The organism is Streptomyces sp. NPDC104309, assembly GCF_055584025.1.
In genome coordinates this window covers 1-14,738 of sequence record NZ_JBVJMV010000060.1, presented here as the reverse complement: position 1 = coordinate 14,738, position 14,738 = coordinate 1, and the positions used below count along the sequence as shown (strand labels likewise).

Sequence of the window (14,738 nt, the reverse complement as noted above, 5' to 3'; positions counted from 1 at the left end):
TCGGTGGACGTCACACCCTTGACCCGTGGTTCCTTCTGCGCGCTCGCGCGGTCCACTCCGCCTCGCTCGCGACAGCCGGAGTGGAAGGGCCGACCGGCTCGGCTCGCGGGCCGAGAGCGACCCTCTCCGCACTCGCCTTTCCAAGCGCGTCAGACGAAGGGGTAGGTGAACTTGTTCGTAACGAACATGTTCGTTCCCTGATCGCCGACGCCGACGGTCCGCTCGCGCCCCGGCCGATCATCGCCCTGCTCGTAGGCCACCGCTGGGAGCGCGTGTCCGGCGTGACCCTGCTGGGCGACGCCGCGCACGTGATGTCGCCCTTCGCCGGTGAAGGCGCCAACAACACCATGCAGGACGCCCACGAGCTCGCTCGCGCCCGCTGTCCTTCAACACGATCGTGGTCAACGGCCTGGCCGCAGGCCTCACATGACCTGCGGTCAGTGCTCATCGATCGCACCCTTCGCTTCGCGGCAGGTGCCACAGGCGTTCTCCCGCTCCGGCAGCCACCAGTACTCAAACGGCGACATGCCGGATTCCTGGATCCCGCACACGACGCACTCCACGAACGGATCCTCGGACGCCCGCGCGCACGGCCATCAACCCGCCTTGGTCTCCAGCGACTTGCCAAGAACTCCCGCGACGCCAGTGCGCTCTTTCAGAAGCCCCTCGCACAACATGCGGGCTTCAGGCGGACTTCTACGAGCGGCGACCCGCGGAAACGCATCACAGTCCGGGCCTCTCGCAGAACTCTCATATCTGTTCATTTGTTCGATGGAGTCTGTGTCTGTTTACGGCGGCGGTGTTCAGCGACCCGTGCGCGCGATGCGCAGGTGGTCGAGCAGTAGCGGCGCGGACTCCCGGGGCCGGTGCCGAGGTAGAAGTTGCGGCAGTTCGAGGCCGCGCATTCACCCCAAGTGGCGCGGCCGTGCTCAGTGAGGATCTGGGCCAGGGCCAAGGCGCTGGAGGCCAGGAACCAGCGGGCCCAGTCGGCATCGGGGTGGTCGACATGCAGGTGCCATGGGTGGCCGTCGTGCCGGGACAGCCGGGGGGCGGCGGCGTGCTCGGCCAGCATCTCATTGAGGGTGACGGCCGCTCGGTCGGTGTCGCTCTCGGCAAGGACGCCGGACATGCGGACCGCGGCGTCCCGCAGCGCCCGGAGGTCCGCGTCGGACAGCGCCGCTTCGGTCAGGTCATCCGGGGCCTCGCCATGACGCGCGAGGAGCTCCACGGCCACGTTGCGGGGCAGGTCGGGACTGGCCCGTACGGCGTTTGCGATGTCGATCAGACGCTGGGCAACCTCAAAGCCCTGACGGCTCATGTCTGCCCTCCTCACATCTGTGCGCCGGGCGGCGATGCCCGCTGTGTATTCCCGCAGCCTACTGTAACGTCTTTCGATGATATCCCGTTACGCACCAGGAGGTGGCCATGCCGAGACACCCAGGAGTGCCGCGCTACCTGGCGACCGCGTTCGCCGCGCGGATGGCCGACGAGGGCATGGCTGTGGCAGTGGTGATGCTCGCGGCGTATCGCACCGGCAGCGCGGCGCAAGGAGCATTCGTTCTGACGGCCTGGATGGCACCGCACGTCCTGGCGGCCCCGCTGACCGGTGCCGTCGCAGCCCGAGCACGCCGGCCCCGGCTCTTCTACGTCGGCGCACTCGGTGGCTTCGCCCTGGCGATCTCCGCGCTGGCGGTGAGCATCGGACGCGTTCCCCTCCCCGTGGTACTCGCCGTCGCAGCGGCGGGAGGCTGCTGCGGACCGGCCGTCTCCGGAGGGCTCTCCAGCCTGATCACGCGGCTGCTGCCGGCGGGCGCGGAGCGGGACCGCGCCTACTCATGGGATGCCGCGGTCTATAACGCCGCCGCCGTCGCCGGCCCAGGAGCCACCGGACTGGTCTCCGCAGCGCTCTCCCCGACCACGGCCGTGCTCATGCTGTCGGCAGCCGCGGCCGGTGCCGCGGCACTTATGGCACTGCTCCCGCTGCGCGCCGATACCGCTGCCGCGCGGGTCTCACCGACGCGGCTTCGCCAAGACCTGGCCGCCGGTGCGAGGACAGTCTGGCGGGAACAGGAACTGCGCGCCCTCACCGCTGCCACATGTCTGGCCTTCATGGGCATCGGCGCACTCACCACGACCAGCGTCCTTCTCGCCAAGAGCCTGGGAAACGCGGAAGCGGGCGGCCTGCTGATGACCGCGTTCGCAGCCGGAGCCCTGGCCGGGACGCTCGGCATCGCCCGACTGTGGCCCGAAGCCTCCCCGCAGCGACTGGCTCTTATCGGCCTGCTCGGCACCGGCATGGGGTTGACCGCCGCCGCTCTCGCCCCCTCGGTACCCACGGCCGCAGCCTCATTCGCCGCGGCCGGGGCATGCGACGGCCTCGTCCTGACAGCGACCCTCCGTATCCGCGCCGACCACTCCCCACCGCAATGGCGGACCCAGGTCTTCACCATCGGCGCCGGGCTGAAGATCTCGGCCGCCGCCCTCGGTTCCGTCCTCGCCGGGCTGGCCACCACCAGCGCCGCACACTGGTATCTGACCGGCATCGCCGGCCTGCAGGCAGCAGGAGCACTGCTGTACACCCTGATCCGGCGCAACCCGCGCCCCAACGCACCAGTGCCTCGCCGGGACTCGGCTACCGGCGCCCTCGGACGGAACGGCCTGCCGGAGTCTCCCTCACCGGCCGCACCGCAATGATCGACCACGGGTCGAGATCCGCGGCGCCGCTGTCCGGGAACCGGCCGCCGAGCAGTAGAACGCTCGACCCGGCCTGCGCGCTACTTGTTCAGCGTGTCGGCGGCCTTGGGGGTCGCCTGGCAGCCGAGCGTCCGTGGGTTGATCACCTGCGTTGCTGACGGGCACCGGCGGCGCTGGTACGCGGGTCACCTTCGTCCATGTCACAGGAGGCGGGGCTACCTCGTCTCAGGGGATGTAGCCACGGACGACCGCGAAGGAGCACACCATGGACGCGCGACTGAACTACTTCGCCGGCCCGACCGCCGGAAAGGCCCTCAAGTACTTCATGTCGGCGGGCAAGGCCCTCAAGGACTCGCCGCTGCCGGCCGCGACGCAGGAGCTGGTGGCGCTGCGCGTGAGCCAGATCAACGGATGCGCCGTATGCATCGACATGCACACCAAGGAGGCCGCTGCCGCCGGCGAGACCTCGGTGCGGCTGAACCTGGTCGCGGCGTGGCGGGAGACCACTGTCTTCACCGAGGCCGAGCGTGCCGCGCTGGAGCTGGCGGAAGAGGGAACCCGGACTGCGGATGCGGCCCGTGGGGTCAGCGACGAGGTGTGGGCGTACGCCGCCAAGCACTACGACGAGGAGCAGCTCACCGCCCTGGTGGTCCTCGTCTCCTTCATGAACTCGGTGAACCGGCTGAACATCATCACCCAGCAGCCGGCCGGCAACTACGAGCCCGGACAGTTCCACTGACGGGTGGAGGACAGATGTCGGGCAACAGGAGCGTGACCTCACGAACCCAGCACTGTGGATCGGTGCCGGACTGCCGGCCGTGGTATCCCTGACCGCCGGCATCGGCAACCGGCTCGGGGCCCGGCTGCGGGCTCCGGGCCGCCGGGTTCATGGGCGTTGCTCTGCCCGCCGGCGGATGATCAACAGAGGATGCCTGCGCCGCCGGGTGCGGCCGAGGGTGAGGGCGTCATGGGAAAGGGGTTCGGCGTGAGCAAGGTCGAGGAGTTCGAGGAACTGCGGCCGCTGCTGTTCTCGATCTCCTACCGGATTCTGGGCAGCGTGGCCGAGGCCGAGGACGCGGTGCAGGAGACATGGCTGCGCTTTGACGGCTCCTCGACCCGGCCCACGTCGACCAAAGCATTCCTGTCGGCCGCGGTGACACGGATCTCGATCGATGTGCTGCGCTCCGCACGGGTGTGGCGAGAGGAGTACGTGGGCCCGTGGTTTCCCGAGCCGCTACTGAGCGATCCGTATCAGGATCCGGCACAGGCGGTGGAGCTGGCCGACTCGGTGTCGATGGCGGCACTGCTGTTGCTGGAGCGGCTCAGCCCGCTGGAGCGGGCGGTGTTCGTGCTGCGGGAGGTCTTCGCCTTCGAGTTCGACGAGGTCTCCGCGGCGGTGGGGCGTTCGGAGGCGGCGTGCCGGCAACTGCTGGTGCGCGCACGACGGCATATGAAGGCCGGGCGGCCACGGTTCGAAGCGGACCGGCAGGAGCGGCACGAGCTGGCGACACGGTTCTTCGACGCGCTGAAGAGCGGCGACGTGGGCGGGCTGCAGAATCTGCTGGCCACCGACGTGCAACTGGTCGGGGACGGCGGCGGCAAGGCCCCGCAGCTGGCCAAGGCCGTCATGGGCGCGGAAAATGTGGCCCGCGTGCTGAGCACGGTCTTCCCCTTGATGAGCCGGATCGACGTGACGTTCGCGCCGCACGAGGTCAACGGCCAGCCCGGAGCGATCTTCCGCGACCGGGACGGCAAGGTGCTCCACACCCTGGCCCTCGACGTGCTCGACGTGCTCGACGGGCAGATCCAGACCATCCGCACGGTGATCAATCCCGACAAGCTCCGCCACATCGGGCCGGTCGCCGACGCCTGGACCATCGACCGCGAGGTGAAACAGGCCCGCCGACAGATGAACTGACCTCTGGGGTGGTGTGGACTGGAGCGGAATCGCAAGGCGGAGGACGGAGTCGGATGGGGTCTCGCCTGCTCGAACGGAGCCGAGAGCTCGGGAAAGGAGTCACGGCGACCGACGGCAACGCGGCGAGGCGCGGCACCGGGCACACGAGCCCGGCATGATCCGAACAAGAGGCCCTCAGGTCGCATCGGCGTCGAACGGTGTCTGTGCGGGCGCCGTCGTGGCCCCGTCCTTGTTGAGGGACACGGCACCCGGTGCCCTCGCGGGCGGGGCGGAGCCCGACGGAGAGCTCTCCGCGGCCTCATCGCCGGCTGTGCCGCGGATCGCGTCGGCGACCTCCGTCAGTTCCTGCCTGGGGTCGAGAGCGCTGCGGAGCTCGTCGAGTCCGAGGCCGTCGCCGTCACCGCTCAGGACGTGCTTGCGCACGAACGTCTTGGGGTGAAGATCCTCGAACTCGAAGTCCTGGAACTCCGGACCGAGTTCGGAACGAATCTCCTGCTTCGCGTTCTCGGAGAACTGCCGGAACTTACGGATGAAGCCCGTCACGTTCTGGATGAGCTCCGGCAGCTTGTCCGGGCCGAAGAGAAGGGTGGCAAGACAAACGAGTGTGATCAGTTCCAACGGACCCACATCAGAGAACACTGTGCCGCTCCTTGAGCCGTCGCCGCCCGGACGCCCCGGGCGCTGATCGGCAGGCTGGTCGCATTTCTACAGTTTGAAAGTTGCGGAACGCTGCGATTGCCGACATCGGTCCATTGCCGAAACCGACACCCGGCGACCGGCACGCCGCGCGACGTAGGACCTGTCGACCCGCAATCGCGCGCACGTCACCGGTCGCGGGCAAACCGCGTGGAGCCACGTCGAGCCGCGTCCCGGCTGAGCGATTGCACGTCCCGCGCCAACCGATCACGGCGATGGCACCGCCCCGTCGAAGGCCGCCCCTGCACCCTCGCGTGGCCGTGCGGCTGCGGGAGTCACCAGTCTCCGCCGCCGAAGTCGCCTCCGCCTTCGAAGCCGCCACCTCCGAAACCACCGCCGAAATCGCTCGGGTCGAAGTCCGCGCCGGTGAACTCCCCGCCGCCGAGGGCGCTTTCGGCGGACGGAGTGTCGGCGAGGGCAGAGGGTGCATTGAGTATCGAGCCCAGCATCGTGCCCGCGAGCAGACCACCGAAGATACCGCCGACGCCGCCGAAGTAGCCGCCCGCCCAGGGCGCGTAGGCAGGTCCGGCGTTCCAGTAGGGCTGGGGGCCTTGCGCCGTCTGTACCTGACGGGTCATCGGCTCATGGCCGGCCGCGAGGAGTCCGGCGTCGGCCTCACAGACGGGTACATCGCGCGGCGTGCCGCCCGGCGGTGCCCAGAGGGTGTCGACGGCCGACGGACCGTGGCGCGGGTCGAAGAAGCAGGGGGCGCGGCGTTCGGGTACCGGGGTTCCGGCACGGCGCGCCGCGAGGGTGGCGAGCACGAACCTGCCCTCTTCGAGTGCTGCGGCCACCGGTTGGACATCCTGCGGTTCGGCGGCCACGGTCATCAGCCCCTTGGCCTTGTCGTACATGTCCAGCGCGTGGGAGTAGTCCTGCCGCATCGCGTCGTCGGCGCCAGGCTCAGACGGGTGGAAGTCGAGTCGTTCCAGTTCCTCACCGAAGGCGGTGATGTCCTCGTCGACGACGACCCGGAGGGCTTCCAGTTCGCCGCGCCGGCGCTTCTTCTCGGAGCGCCGGTAGAGGGCATATCCTCCACCGCCGGCCACCGCGACCGCCCCGAGGGCGAGCAGCACTCCCCCGCCGCCACCCCCGTCGTTGTTCCCGGAGCCGCTCCAGGTGGCCGGCGCCTGCCCCTTGGCCTGCTCGGCGGCCTGGCCGACGAAGGAGGTGAGGAGTCCTTCGGGATCACCGGAGTGCGAGCGTTTGACGGCGCCGGTGAGATTGCCGACCGCGTTGCGGGACATCACCGAGGAGTCCGCGTTCGCGCGGAAACCATCGCCGAGGCGGACGGCGTACAGGCCGACGATGCCGACTCGGGTGCGCAGGTCCCGCATCAGGGTCTCGGGAGGAAACTCGGCGGACTCGGGCAGCACTGCGACGAAGATGGGCTTGTCCGCGCCCTCGATCTTCTTCGCGAGGTCTTCGGCGACGGTCTCTGAGAGCTGGCCCCGGGCGCGCGGATCAACGTACACGGGGCTCTTCCGCAGGGCTTCGGCCACGTGGTCGAGGCCGCTCCCGGCAGCCTGAGCCCGGACGGGCGTGAGCACCGCACAGGCCGTCAGGGCGAGAACCGCCAAGACCAGGACCGGGCCGAGTCGTGACAGCGCTCGGTGTACGACAGGCATGGGCAGTTCCTCCTCCGTGCGGCGGATTGCAGCACTCACGGTTGCTCAGTTGCGTAATATAGCAAGTATCACCACACCACCCGTCCCATCACGGCGGCTGCGCCCACACGATTCAGGGATTGCGCAATCCGGGAATCATCGTGAGCAACCGCTGAGCGCACTTCACCGACTAAGGAAGACTCGTGGACCGTCCGGATCACCTACGGGCACAGGACCTGCCCGCATTCGAGCGCATCCTGGATCAGGCACTGAACTCCCCCACGATCCAAGAGGAAAGGCGCCGCGCCCCCGGAGCTCTCAACAACGAACAGCTACGCACCCGAGCACTCGGCGCGCGCACCGCCATCGCCGCTTCGGCCGCCTCCGAGTACCGCGCCTACCGTCAGGTGCTCGATGTAACGGCCTCGTCGGATACGGCGCGTCGTCGCACACGGCGCGAATCCGACGGCGCGGCAGCCACCAGAAGCAGCACTCTGCACGCGTTGGCGGTTCTGGTACCGGGGCTGTCCGCAACGGCTGCCGCGGTCTTCGGCTTGATCGGCTTCGCCTTCCGGGCAGTTGGCATGCATTCACACCTCGCCGACGTCATGCTCATCGCCGGTCTGGCGGCGGCAGGCGTGGCGGTGGCGACGGTACTCGCCGGTCTCGTCTGGCTCCTGGTGGTCGCGACGCGAAACCGCTCGGTGGCCGACGGTACGAACCCCGAGCTGGCCCATGCGCGCGACGCATGGCAGGAGGCACTGCTCGAACGCGGGATTCTGCCCTTTCTGTCCGAGTCGCTCCGGTCCATGCCTCCCGGGGGCGCGGGTCATGCGGACGGGACGGCCACGTCACGTGCGGTGGACGGCGCGAAGCTGGTGCCTGAGCCGCGAAGGGGACCGGGCTTCAGCGCTCCCGATTTTTCAAGCCCCGACTTCTCAGGACCCGACTTCTCAGGGCCCGACTTCTCAGGGCCCGGACTACCCGGTACGGACTGATCATCGGTGAGCTTCGCAAGACGATCGGCGTGGAGTACGGCGATTGATTCGGGGCGGGCGAGGGATGGCTCGGGAGAGGCGGGAGAGAGGGGAACACGGGCGGCGGGGCCGTAGCGGAGGCGTCGAACGAGGGCGTGGGCCACGGCGGGGGTCCATGAGCACCACGCGGCGAACGGGCCTCGCCGGCCGGCCCGCCGCGGTCGTTTCGGCGGCAACGGGTTCACCGCCGGCGCCCTGTGCCTGCGCCCGTCACCGTTCGAGGCCGCCTACCGGCGCGGAGAACCGAGCCGGGTCATGCCGCCGTTCGGGAGCGGTCGTCATGCTCCTTCCTCCCGTCCACGTCGGGGTGGATGGGCGTTCCCGAACCGGTCAGCGGAACCCCGGTCCCGGCCCGGCGCGCCGCCACGATCTCCGCCGCGATGGACAGGGCCGTCTCCTCGGGGGTGCGGGCGCCGAGATCGAGGCCGATCGGGGAGCGCAGGCGGTCCAACTCCCGTTTGGTGAGACCGGCTTCGCGCAGACGTCGCTCGCGGTCCTGGTGAGTGCGTCGTGAGCCCATGGCGCCGACGTACGCGACCGGCAGCCGCAGCGCCGTCTCCAGCAGAGGAACGTCGAACTTGGCGTCATGGGTGAGCACGCACAGGACGGTTCGCTCGTCGGTCACGGTGCGCCGGAGGTAGCGATGCGGCCAGTCGACCACGAGGTCGTCGGCCTCCGGGAAGCGGACGCGGGTGGTGAAGACCGGCCGGGCGTCGCACACGGTCACGTGGTAGCCGAGGAACTTACCCACTCGTACGAGCGCCGTCGCGAAGTCCACGGCGCCGAAGACGATCATCCGGGGCGGCGGCACCTTCGACTCCACGAACACCGTCACACCGTCCGGGCAATGTGATCCGTCCTCCGCTATCTCGACGGAGCCGGTGCGGCCGGTGTCCAGCATCGCGCGGGCCTCCGCCGCCGCGGTCCGGTCCAGTTCCGGATGTCCGTCGAGACTGCCCTCGTACGATCCGTCGGGGTGGACGAGCAGCGCCCTGCCGAGCAGTTCGCCCGGTCCCCGGGCCACCCGGGCGAGTGCCGACGTCTCCCCTCGGGCCGCGGCGGAGACCCCTGCCCGGAACACCGGTTCGTCCCCGCGCACCGGCGTGACCAGGACGTCGAGGACGCCCCCGCAGGTCAGCCCCACGGCGAAGGCGTCCTCGTCACCGTAGCCGAACCGTTCGCGTACCGTCCGGCCGTCCTGGAGCGCCTGGACGCACAGGTCGTACACCGCCCCTTCCACGCAACCACCGGAGACCGATCCGATGGCGGTGCCGTGACCGTCCACGGCCAGGGCCGCACCGGGACCGCGCGGCGCGCTGCCGTCGACGGCCACGACGGTGGCGACGGCGAAGTCCCGGCCCTCCTCGAACCAGCGGTTCAGCTCCTCGGCGATGTCAAGCACTCCGGGTTCCGCCCTCCGCCCGGCTCCCGGCTTCGTCCACCGCGCGACTCCCGATGTCTTCCGCCGCACGGATCCGGGCTTCGTCCACCGCGCGCAGGACGCGGTCGGGACGGATCGGCAGGTTCCGGTGGCGTACGCCGGTCGCGTGCCACACCGCGTTGGCGACGGCGGCGGCGACGCCCACGATCCCGATCTCGCCGATGCCCTTGATCCCGACCGGGTCGCCCGGAACGGGGTCGTCCACCCAATCCGCCTCGATGAGCGGCACGTCGGCGTGCGAGGCGAGGTGATATCCGGCGAGGTCGGCGCCGACGAGACCACCGGAGGCCTCGTCTCTGATCGCCTCCTCGTGGAGGGCCATGGACAGTCCCCAGGTCATTCCGCCGATGAACTGACTGCGGGCGGTGAGGGGGTTGACGATGGTGCCCGCGGCGAAGATGCCGAGCAGCCGACGCACGCGTATCTCACCGGTGGTGACATCGACCGCCACCTCGGCGAACTGTGCTCCGAAGGAGTGCCGTTCCTTCTTCGCGAGCGCGCCGATGGCCTCGGTCGTGTTCGAACGGGCAGTGATCCCCTCCGGCGGAATGCCGCCTCCGAGGGCCAGCCGCTCACGCAGGTCGCCCACGGCGAGCGTCACCGCCCACGCCCAGGAGCGCGTGCCCATCGAACCCCCGGCGATCATCGCCGGGCCGAGGTCGCTGTCCGCGATGCGCACACGGACGCGGTCCGGATCCACCTCCAGCGCGTCCGCGGCGACCAGGGTCATCGCGGTCCGTGCCCCGGTCCCGATGTCCGCCGCGTTGATCCGTACGGTGAAGGTTCCGTCCGCCTCCGCGGTCACCGCCGCCGTGGACGGGCCGGCTCCGGAGGGGTAGGTGGCCGCCGCCGTCCCGGTCCCGAGCAGCCAACGCCCCTCACGGCGAAGGCCGGGGCGCGGGTCGCGGTCCGCCCAGCCGAACCTGCGGGCACCCTCCTCGAAGCAGGCCACCACATTGCGGCTGCTGAACGGCAACCCCGACACGGGGCCCGTCTCGGGTTCATTGCGTGCGCGCAGCGCGATCGGATCCACGCCGCACTTCTCGGCCAGTTCGTCGAGGGCTGATTCGAGGGCGAAGGAACCCGGCGCCTCGCCCGGCGCGCGCATCCAGGTCGGGGGCGGTACGTCGAGCCGCACCAGCCGGTGAAGCGTGTGATGCGCGTCGGCGTCATACATCACACGTCCCAGCACGGCGCTCGACTCGACGAATTCGTGCACGGTCGAGGTGAGACTCTGCGCCTGGTGATCGAAAGCCCGCAGCCGTCCGTCTGCGTCGGCGCCGAGCCGGATCCGCTGCGCCGTGGGGCTGCGATAGCCGACGAGGGGCGGTATCTGGCGACGCGTCAGCACCACGCGGACCGGCCGCCGGAGCACGGTGGTGGCCATCACGGCGGCCACTTGATGGGGGCTCAGCCCCTTCGATCCGAACCCGCCGCCGACATGTTCGGACCGCACCCGTACGGAGGCCGGGTCGAGGGAGAAGAGCTGCGCGAGTTCGCTCGCCACCCAGGTGCTGCCCTGATTGGAGTCGACGACGTCGAGCCGGCCGCCGTCCCAGCGAGCCGTCGCCGCGTGCGGCTCCATCGGGTGGTGGTGCTCCTCCGGGGTGGTGTACTCCTCGTCCACGACGACGGCGGAGGCGTCGAGTCGGGCTTCCACGTCCCCCTTCTCCGTCTCGGACTGGACCATGGGGTTGCCCTGCGGCGTGTACGTACCGGAGCGCCCGGCGAAGAACGCGACGTCGTGCGGTTCCTCGTCGTATCGGACCACCAGCGCCTCGGCGGCCTCTCTGGCCTGCTCGGACGTCTCGGCCACGACCAGCGCCACCGGCCAGCCCACGAAGGGCACACGATCGTGCTGGAAGATCCCGAGGACCGGGCTCGGCCGGCCCAGCACGCCCACGTAGTCGGTTTCGACGCGCGGCGCGTTCCCGTGGTGCAGCACGGTGAGGACACCGGGCATGGCCAGGACGGGTGCGTCCTCCACCGAGCGGATACGGCCACGGGCCACGGTCGACAGCACCAGCCACCCGTGGGCGAGTTCGGCGAAAGGAATCTCTCCGGCGTAACGGGCCGCCCCGGTGACCTTGTCGCGGCCCTCCACGCGGGTACGGGCGGAGCCCACGGCTCCCGTCACCGCGGCGATTCTGGTCGACGTGGTCATCGGGCGGCCTCCTCGGCGAGTTCGGTCAGCACGGCCACGACGAGATTGCGCATCAAGGTCACCTTGTATCCGTTCTCGGGAAGCGCCTCGGCGGCCGCCAGTTCGGCATCCGCGGCGGCGGCGAACGCCTCCGCGCTCGCCGGGCCGCCCAGCAGCGCCCGCTCGGCCGCACGGGCCCGCCAGGGCCGGGACGCGACCGCTCCGAAGGCGAGCCGCACGTCACGTACGGCATCGTCCTGGACATCGAGCGCGGCGGCGATCGAGCCGATCGCGAACGCGTACGAGGCGCGCTCGCGCACCTTCCGGTACCGCGAGTGGGCGGCGACCGGGGACGGCGGCAGTGTGACGCCGGTGATCAGCGCGCCGGACGGAAGGGCGGTCTCGATGTGCGGGGTGTCGCCCACGGGCGAATAGAGCTCGGTGATCGGCAACTCGCCCGTACCGTCAGCCGTTTCGTACGAGACGACGGCGTCGAACGCGGCGAGCGCAACCGCCATGTCCGAGGGGTGAGTGGCGACACAGTGCTCGGAGGCGCCGAGGATCGCGTGATTGTGGTGCTCGCCCGTGATGGCGGGACAACCACTGCCGGGAGTGCGCCTGTTGCATGGTTTGGCAAGGTCGGTGAAGTAGCCGCAGCGGGTCCGCTGGAGCAGATTTCCGCCGACCGTGGCCATGTTGCGCAGCTGCCCCGAGGCGCCGGCCAGGACCGCCTGCGCCAATGCCGGGTAGTGCCGCCGCACTTCGGGGTGCGCGGCCAGATCGCTGTTGGTGACGATCGCGCCGATGCGCAGCGCGCCGTCGTGAGCGAACTCGACTGCATCGAGCGGGAGTTCACGTACGTCGATGAGCAGCGCCGGCCTCTCCACGCCGGCCTTCATCAGGTCGATGAGATTGGTACCGCCGCCGAGGAACCGGGCGTCGGGGTCGGCACCGATCAGGGTGACCGCTCCGGCGACGTCGAAGACGCGTTCGTAGCCGAATTCCCTCATGCCGCCTCCTCCTTGCCGTCGACCGCCTCTGCCGCCCGCGCGACCGCCTGCACGATCGCCACATAGGCGCCGCAGCGGCACAGGTTTCCGCTCATCCGCTCACGGATCTCTTCGGCGGTGAGCGCGGGAACCGGTGCTTCGGGCCGGACGTCGGCGGTCACGGCACTCGGCCAGCCCGCCGCATGTTCCTCGATCACCGCGAGGGCCGAACAGATCTGGCCCGGTGTGCAGTAGCCACACTGATAGCCGTCGAGGTCGAGAAAGGCCTGCTGCACCGGATGCAGCCGATCACCATCGGCCACACCTTCGATGGTGGTGATCGCGCGCCCCTCGGCCGCGACCGCGAGCTGCAGGCACGAGACGGCCCGCCGCCCGTCGAGCAGCACCGTGCAGGCGCCACACTGGCCCTGGTCACAGCCCTTTTTGGTACCAGTCAGATCGAGATGCTCGCGCAGGGCGTCGAGCAGGGTGGTGCGATGGTCGACGGGCAGCGTGTACTTCTCGCCATTGATGTTCAAAGTAATGGCACTGGACGTCGATGTAATGGCGCTGGACGTCGATGGGGCCATGATCAGCCTTCTTTCGCGTTGCTGATGCGCGTCGAACGAGATGATCCCGGCAGACAGTCCGGGAGGAAGGGAGTGATGTGGGCTGATGAACCGGTGGCGATGGGCACCAGTCGGCCACATGGCCGGATCTGCCACTATGGTGGACCCAAGCGGACAACCGTCCGCTTGCTCAAGAACTTAGCGGACAGTTGTCCGGTCAGCAAGGCCGGGCTTGACCGTGATTCCGGAAGGAGGGCGAGTGCCGGAGGAGAAGAGCGTCACTCTGCGCTCGGACGCGCAACGGAATCGCGAGCGCATCCTGGAAGTCGCACTGGCCGAGCTGACAGAGGCCGCGGACGCCCCGCTGAGCACGATCGCGAAGAAGGCGGGCGTCGGGCAGGGGACGTTCTATCGCAACTTCCCCAATCGCGAGGCGCTCGTCCTGGAGGTCTATCGCTACGAGATGCAGCAAGTCTCCGACACCGCCGCCCAGTTGCTCCGGACCCGCGCACCCGACCAGGCCCTCAGGGAGTGGATGGACCGCCTGGCCCAGTACGCCATGGCCAAGGCCGGCCTGGCCGACGCGCTGCGCAGGACCACCAGCCAGTACGGCAGCCTGGCCCAACTGGGCCACGGCCCGGTGACCCGTGCTGTCACGCTCCTGCTGAACGCGAACGAGGAGGCCGGCACCATCCGCCCGGGACTGACCCCCGACGACTTCCTGCTCGCCATCGCGGGACTCTGGCAGATCGACCCGCACAGCGACTGGCAGCCACGTGCGTCGCGCCTGCTGGACCTCGTGATGGGCGGACTGCGGGCGGGGGCGCCCGGAACGGCCAGGACCTCGATGAATGAGTCCGAGGCACTCCGGTCCGAGGCCGCCGAGCCGGAGGACGGCCGGACCTGAGCTGGGCAGACCTTGGCCGGACGCGAGCTCGGCCGGGTGGAACCCGGGCGGGCACGACACGCCCCGGCCTTGCCCAAGAAGGGCCGAGGGCCGGGCCCGCCTCCCGGGAAAGGCCTCGGCTCCGGCCCGGCCGTCCTCGTTGTCGGGCCGATCCATGCCGGCGCGATTCTCGACGCTGATCCATGGCGGCGCGATTCTTGACAGACATCCCATGAGCTGGAGAGTCAAACGGCGAGTGCGTGAGCCCAGGGGGCCAGGCAGTCCCCTTCCCATCGGCAGCCCGTCGGCCAGCTCGAACGGATGCCCTAGTCTCGGCGGATGACGCTCTACTTCGACCCGGTGGCCATCCTCGGCAACGACCGCGATGCCTTTCGGGGCCGTTGGGAAGACCGACTGTGGCTCAACGTCCCCGGGCCCTTCTACGGCGGGGAGACCGACACCTGCTGGACGGGACGGCTTTCGGCACCCGCCCACGTCCTCTATGGAGGCGAGTACCTCAGCGAGTACGTCTATCGCCAGCCCGGAACGCCTGCGGACACGGCCCTGCTGGTCGAGGCGGCGGACAACGACCCGTTCCTCGGGTACGGCTGTGATGGCGACTCGCGATGGACACCGGAATCGGTCCGGGAGTGGTGGCGCAATCGCAGCCAGGTCGTGCAATACCTGTCCGATCAGCGGAGCAAATGGGATGAGAGCGATGCCTGGTCAGGCCAGGGCATAGCCGCTGCCGTCCGCGA

13 protein-coding genes and 1 pseudogene are annotated in these 14,738 nt (G+C 69.8%); 7 read left to right on the top strand and 7 right to left on the bottom strand.

Going from position 1 to position 14,738, the window contains the following annotated elements; all coding sequences use genetic code 11:
• Positions 1-191: 191 nt before the first annotated feature.
• A pseudogene (locus ACZ68L_RS41855) lies at positions 192-377 on the top strand (FAD-dependent oxidoreductase); the annotation flags it as partial.
• A 383-nt stretch (positions 378-760) separates the two neighbouring features.
• Here ACZ68L_RS41855 and ACZ68L_RS41850 read toward each other — a convergent pair.
• Positions 761-1,318: a CGNR zinc finger domain-containing protein gene (locus ACZ68L_RS41850; protein WP_469588832.1), complete on the bottom strand. Its 558-nt coding sequence runs from the start codon at positions 1,316-1,318 to the stop codon at positions 761-763.
• A 107-nt stretch (positions 1,319-1,425) separates the two neighbouring features.
• Here ACZ68L_RS41850 and ACZ68L_RS41845 point away from each other — a divergent pair, with 107 nt between their 5' ends.
• From ACZ68L_RS41845 to ACZ68L_RS41835, 3 genes are all read left to right on the top strand, one after another.
• A complete protein-coding gene (locus ACZ68L_RS41845; RefSeq protein WP_469588830.1) occupies positions 1,426-2,694 on the top strand; it encodes an MFS transporter in 1,269 nt (422 codons plus the stop codon).
• A 265-nt stretch (positions 2,695-2,959) separates the two neighbouring features.
• On the top strand, positions 2,960-3,433 hold the full coding sequence (locus tag ACZ68L_RS41840; protein ID WP_469588827.1) for a carboxymuconolactone decarboxylase family protein: 474 nt from the start codon (positions 2,960-2,962) through the stop codon (positions 3,431-3,433).
• A gap of 246 nt (positions 3,434-3,679) precedes the next feature.
• Complete coding sequence (locus ACZ68L_RS41835) at positions 3,680-4,612, top strand: RNA polymerase sigma-70 factor (RefSeq protein WP_469588824.1); 933 nt, start codon at positions 3,680-3,682, stop codon at positions 4,610-4,612.
• Between the two features lie 174 nt (positions 4,613-4,786).
• On the opposite strand, the gene ACZ68L_RS41830 is transcribed toward ACZ68L_RS41835, so the two are convergent.
• Together ACZ68L_RS41830 and ACZ68L_RS41825 are read right to left on the bottom strand one after the other, a co-directional pair.
• Complete coding sequence (locus tag ACZ68L_RS41830; protein WP_469588822.1) at positions 4,787-5,251, bottom strand: sec-independent translocase; 465 nt, start codon at positions 5,249-5,251, stop codon at positions 4,787-4,789.
• Positions 5,252-5,583: 332 nt separating this feature from the next.
• Positions 5,584-6,936 (bottom strand): hypothetical protein, encoded by a 1,353-nt coding sequence (locus ACZ68L_RS41825; RefSeq protein WP_469588819.1) that lies wholly within the window; start codon positions 6,934-6,936, stop codon positions 5,584-5,586.
• A 182-nt stretch (positions 6,937-7,118) separates the two neighbouring features.
• Here ACZ68L_RS41825 and ACZ68L_RS41820 point away from each other — a divergent pair, with 182 nt between their 5' ends.
• A complete protein-coding gene (locus ACZ68L_RS41820) occupies positions 7,119-7,913 on the top strand; it encodes a hypothetical protein (protein ID WP_469588816.1) in 795 nt (264 codons plus the stop codon).
• 292 nt (positions 7,914-8,205) lie between these two features.
• Here ACZ68L_RS41820 and ACZ68L_RS41815 read toward each other — a convergent pair whose 3' ends face one another.
• Genes ACZ68L_RS41815 through ACZ68L_RS41800 form a run of 4 tightly spaced genes read right to left on the bottom strand, consistent with a single transcriptional unit; the run spans position 8,206 to position 13,115 of the window.
• Positions 8,206-9,354 carry an XdhC family protein gene (locus tag ACZ68L_RS41815; RefSeq protein WP_469588814.1) on the bottom strand — a complete coding sequence of 383 codons (1,149 nt, stop codon included), beginning with the start codon at positions 9,352-9,354 and terminating at the stop codon, positions 8,206-8,208.
• Positions 9,347-11,557: a xanthine dehydrogenase family protein molybdopterin-binding subunit gene (locus ACZ68L_RS41810; RefSeq protein WP_469588813.1), complete on the bottom strand. Its 2,211-nt coding sequence runs from the start codon at positions 11,555-11,557 to the stop codon at positions 9,347-9,349. The genes ACZ68L_RS41815 and ACZ68L_RS41810 overlap by 8 nt, the downstream gene beginning before the upstream one ends.
• On the bottom strand, positions 11,554-12,546 hold the full coding sequence (locus ACZ68L_RS41805) for an FAD binding domain-containing protein (RefSeq protein ID WP_469588811.1): 993 nt from the start codon (positions 12,544-12,546) through the stop codon (positions 11,554-11,556). Before ACZ68L_RS41805 ends, ACZ68L_RS41810 begins: the two co-directional genes overlap by 4 nt.
• Positions 12,543-13,115, bottom strand: a complete 573-nt coding sequence (locus tag ACZ68L_RS41800; RefSeq protein ID WP_469588808.1) for a (2Fe-2S)-binding protein — start codon at positions 13,113-13,115, stop codon at positions 12,543-12,545. The genes ACZ68L_RS41805 and ACZ68L_RS41800 overlap by 4 nt, the downstream gene beginning before the upstream one ends.
• 238 nt (positions 13,116-13,353) lie before the next feature.
• On the opposite strand from ACZ68L_RS41800, the gene ACZ68L_RS41795 reads away from it, so the two are divergent.
• The gene (locus tag ACZ68L_RS41795) at positions 13,354-14,001 is read left to right on the top strand and encodes a TetR/AcrR family transcriptional regulator (RefSeq protein WP_469588805.1); all 648 of its coding nucleotides are present in this window, start codon (positions 13,354-13,356) and stop codon (positions 13,999-14,001) included.
• Between the two features lie 318 nt (positions 14,002-14,319).
• The coding region (locus ACZ68L_RS41790) for a ferredoxin (RefSeq protein ID WP_469588803.1) at positions 14,320-14,738 on the top strand (419 nt) is incomplete at its 3' end.

Excerpts from the sequence above, each read along its gene's own strand:
- ACZ68L_RS41850 (WP_469588832.1), bottom strand. The coding sequence starts at position 1,318 with ATGAGCCGTCAGGGCTTTGAGGTTGCCCAGCGTCTGATCGACATCGCA.
- ACZ68L_RS41845 (WP_469588830.1), top strand. The coding sequence starts at position 1,426 with ATGCCGAGACACCCAGGAGTGCCGCGCTACCTGGCGACCGCGTTCGCC.
- ACZ68L_RS41840 (WP_469588827.1), top strand. The coding sequence starts at position 2,960 with ATGGACGCGCGACTGAACTACTTCGCCGGCCCGACCGCCGGAAAGGCC.
- ACZ68L_RS41825 (WP_469588819.1), bottom strand. The coding sequence starts at position 6,936 with ATGCCTGTCGTACACCGAGCGCTGTCACGACTCGGCCCGGTCCTGGTC.
- ACZ68L_RS41810 (WP_469588813.1), bottom strand. The coding sequence starts at position 11,557 with ATGACCACGTCGACCAGAATCGCCGCGGTGACGGGAGCCGTGGGCTCC.
- ACZ68L_RS41805 (WP_469588811.1), bottom strand. The coding sequence starts at position 12,546 with ATGAGGGAATTCGGCTACGAACGCGTCTTCGACGTCGCCGGAGCGGTC.
- ACZ68L_RS41800 (WP_469588808.1), bottom strand. The coding sequence starts at position 13,115 with ATGGCCCCATCGACGTCCAGCGCCATTACATCGACGTCCAGTGCCATT.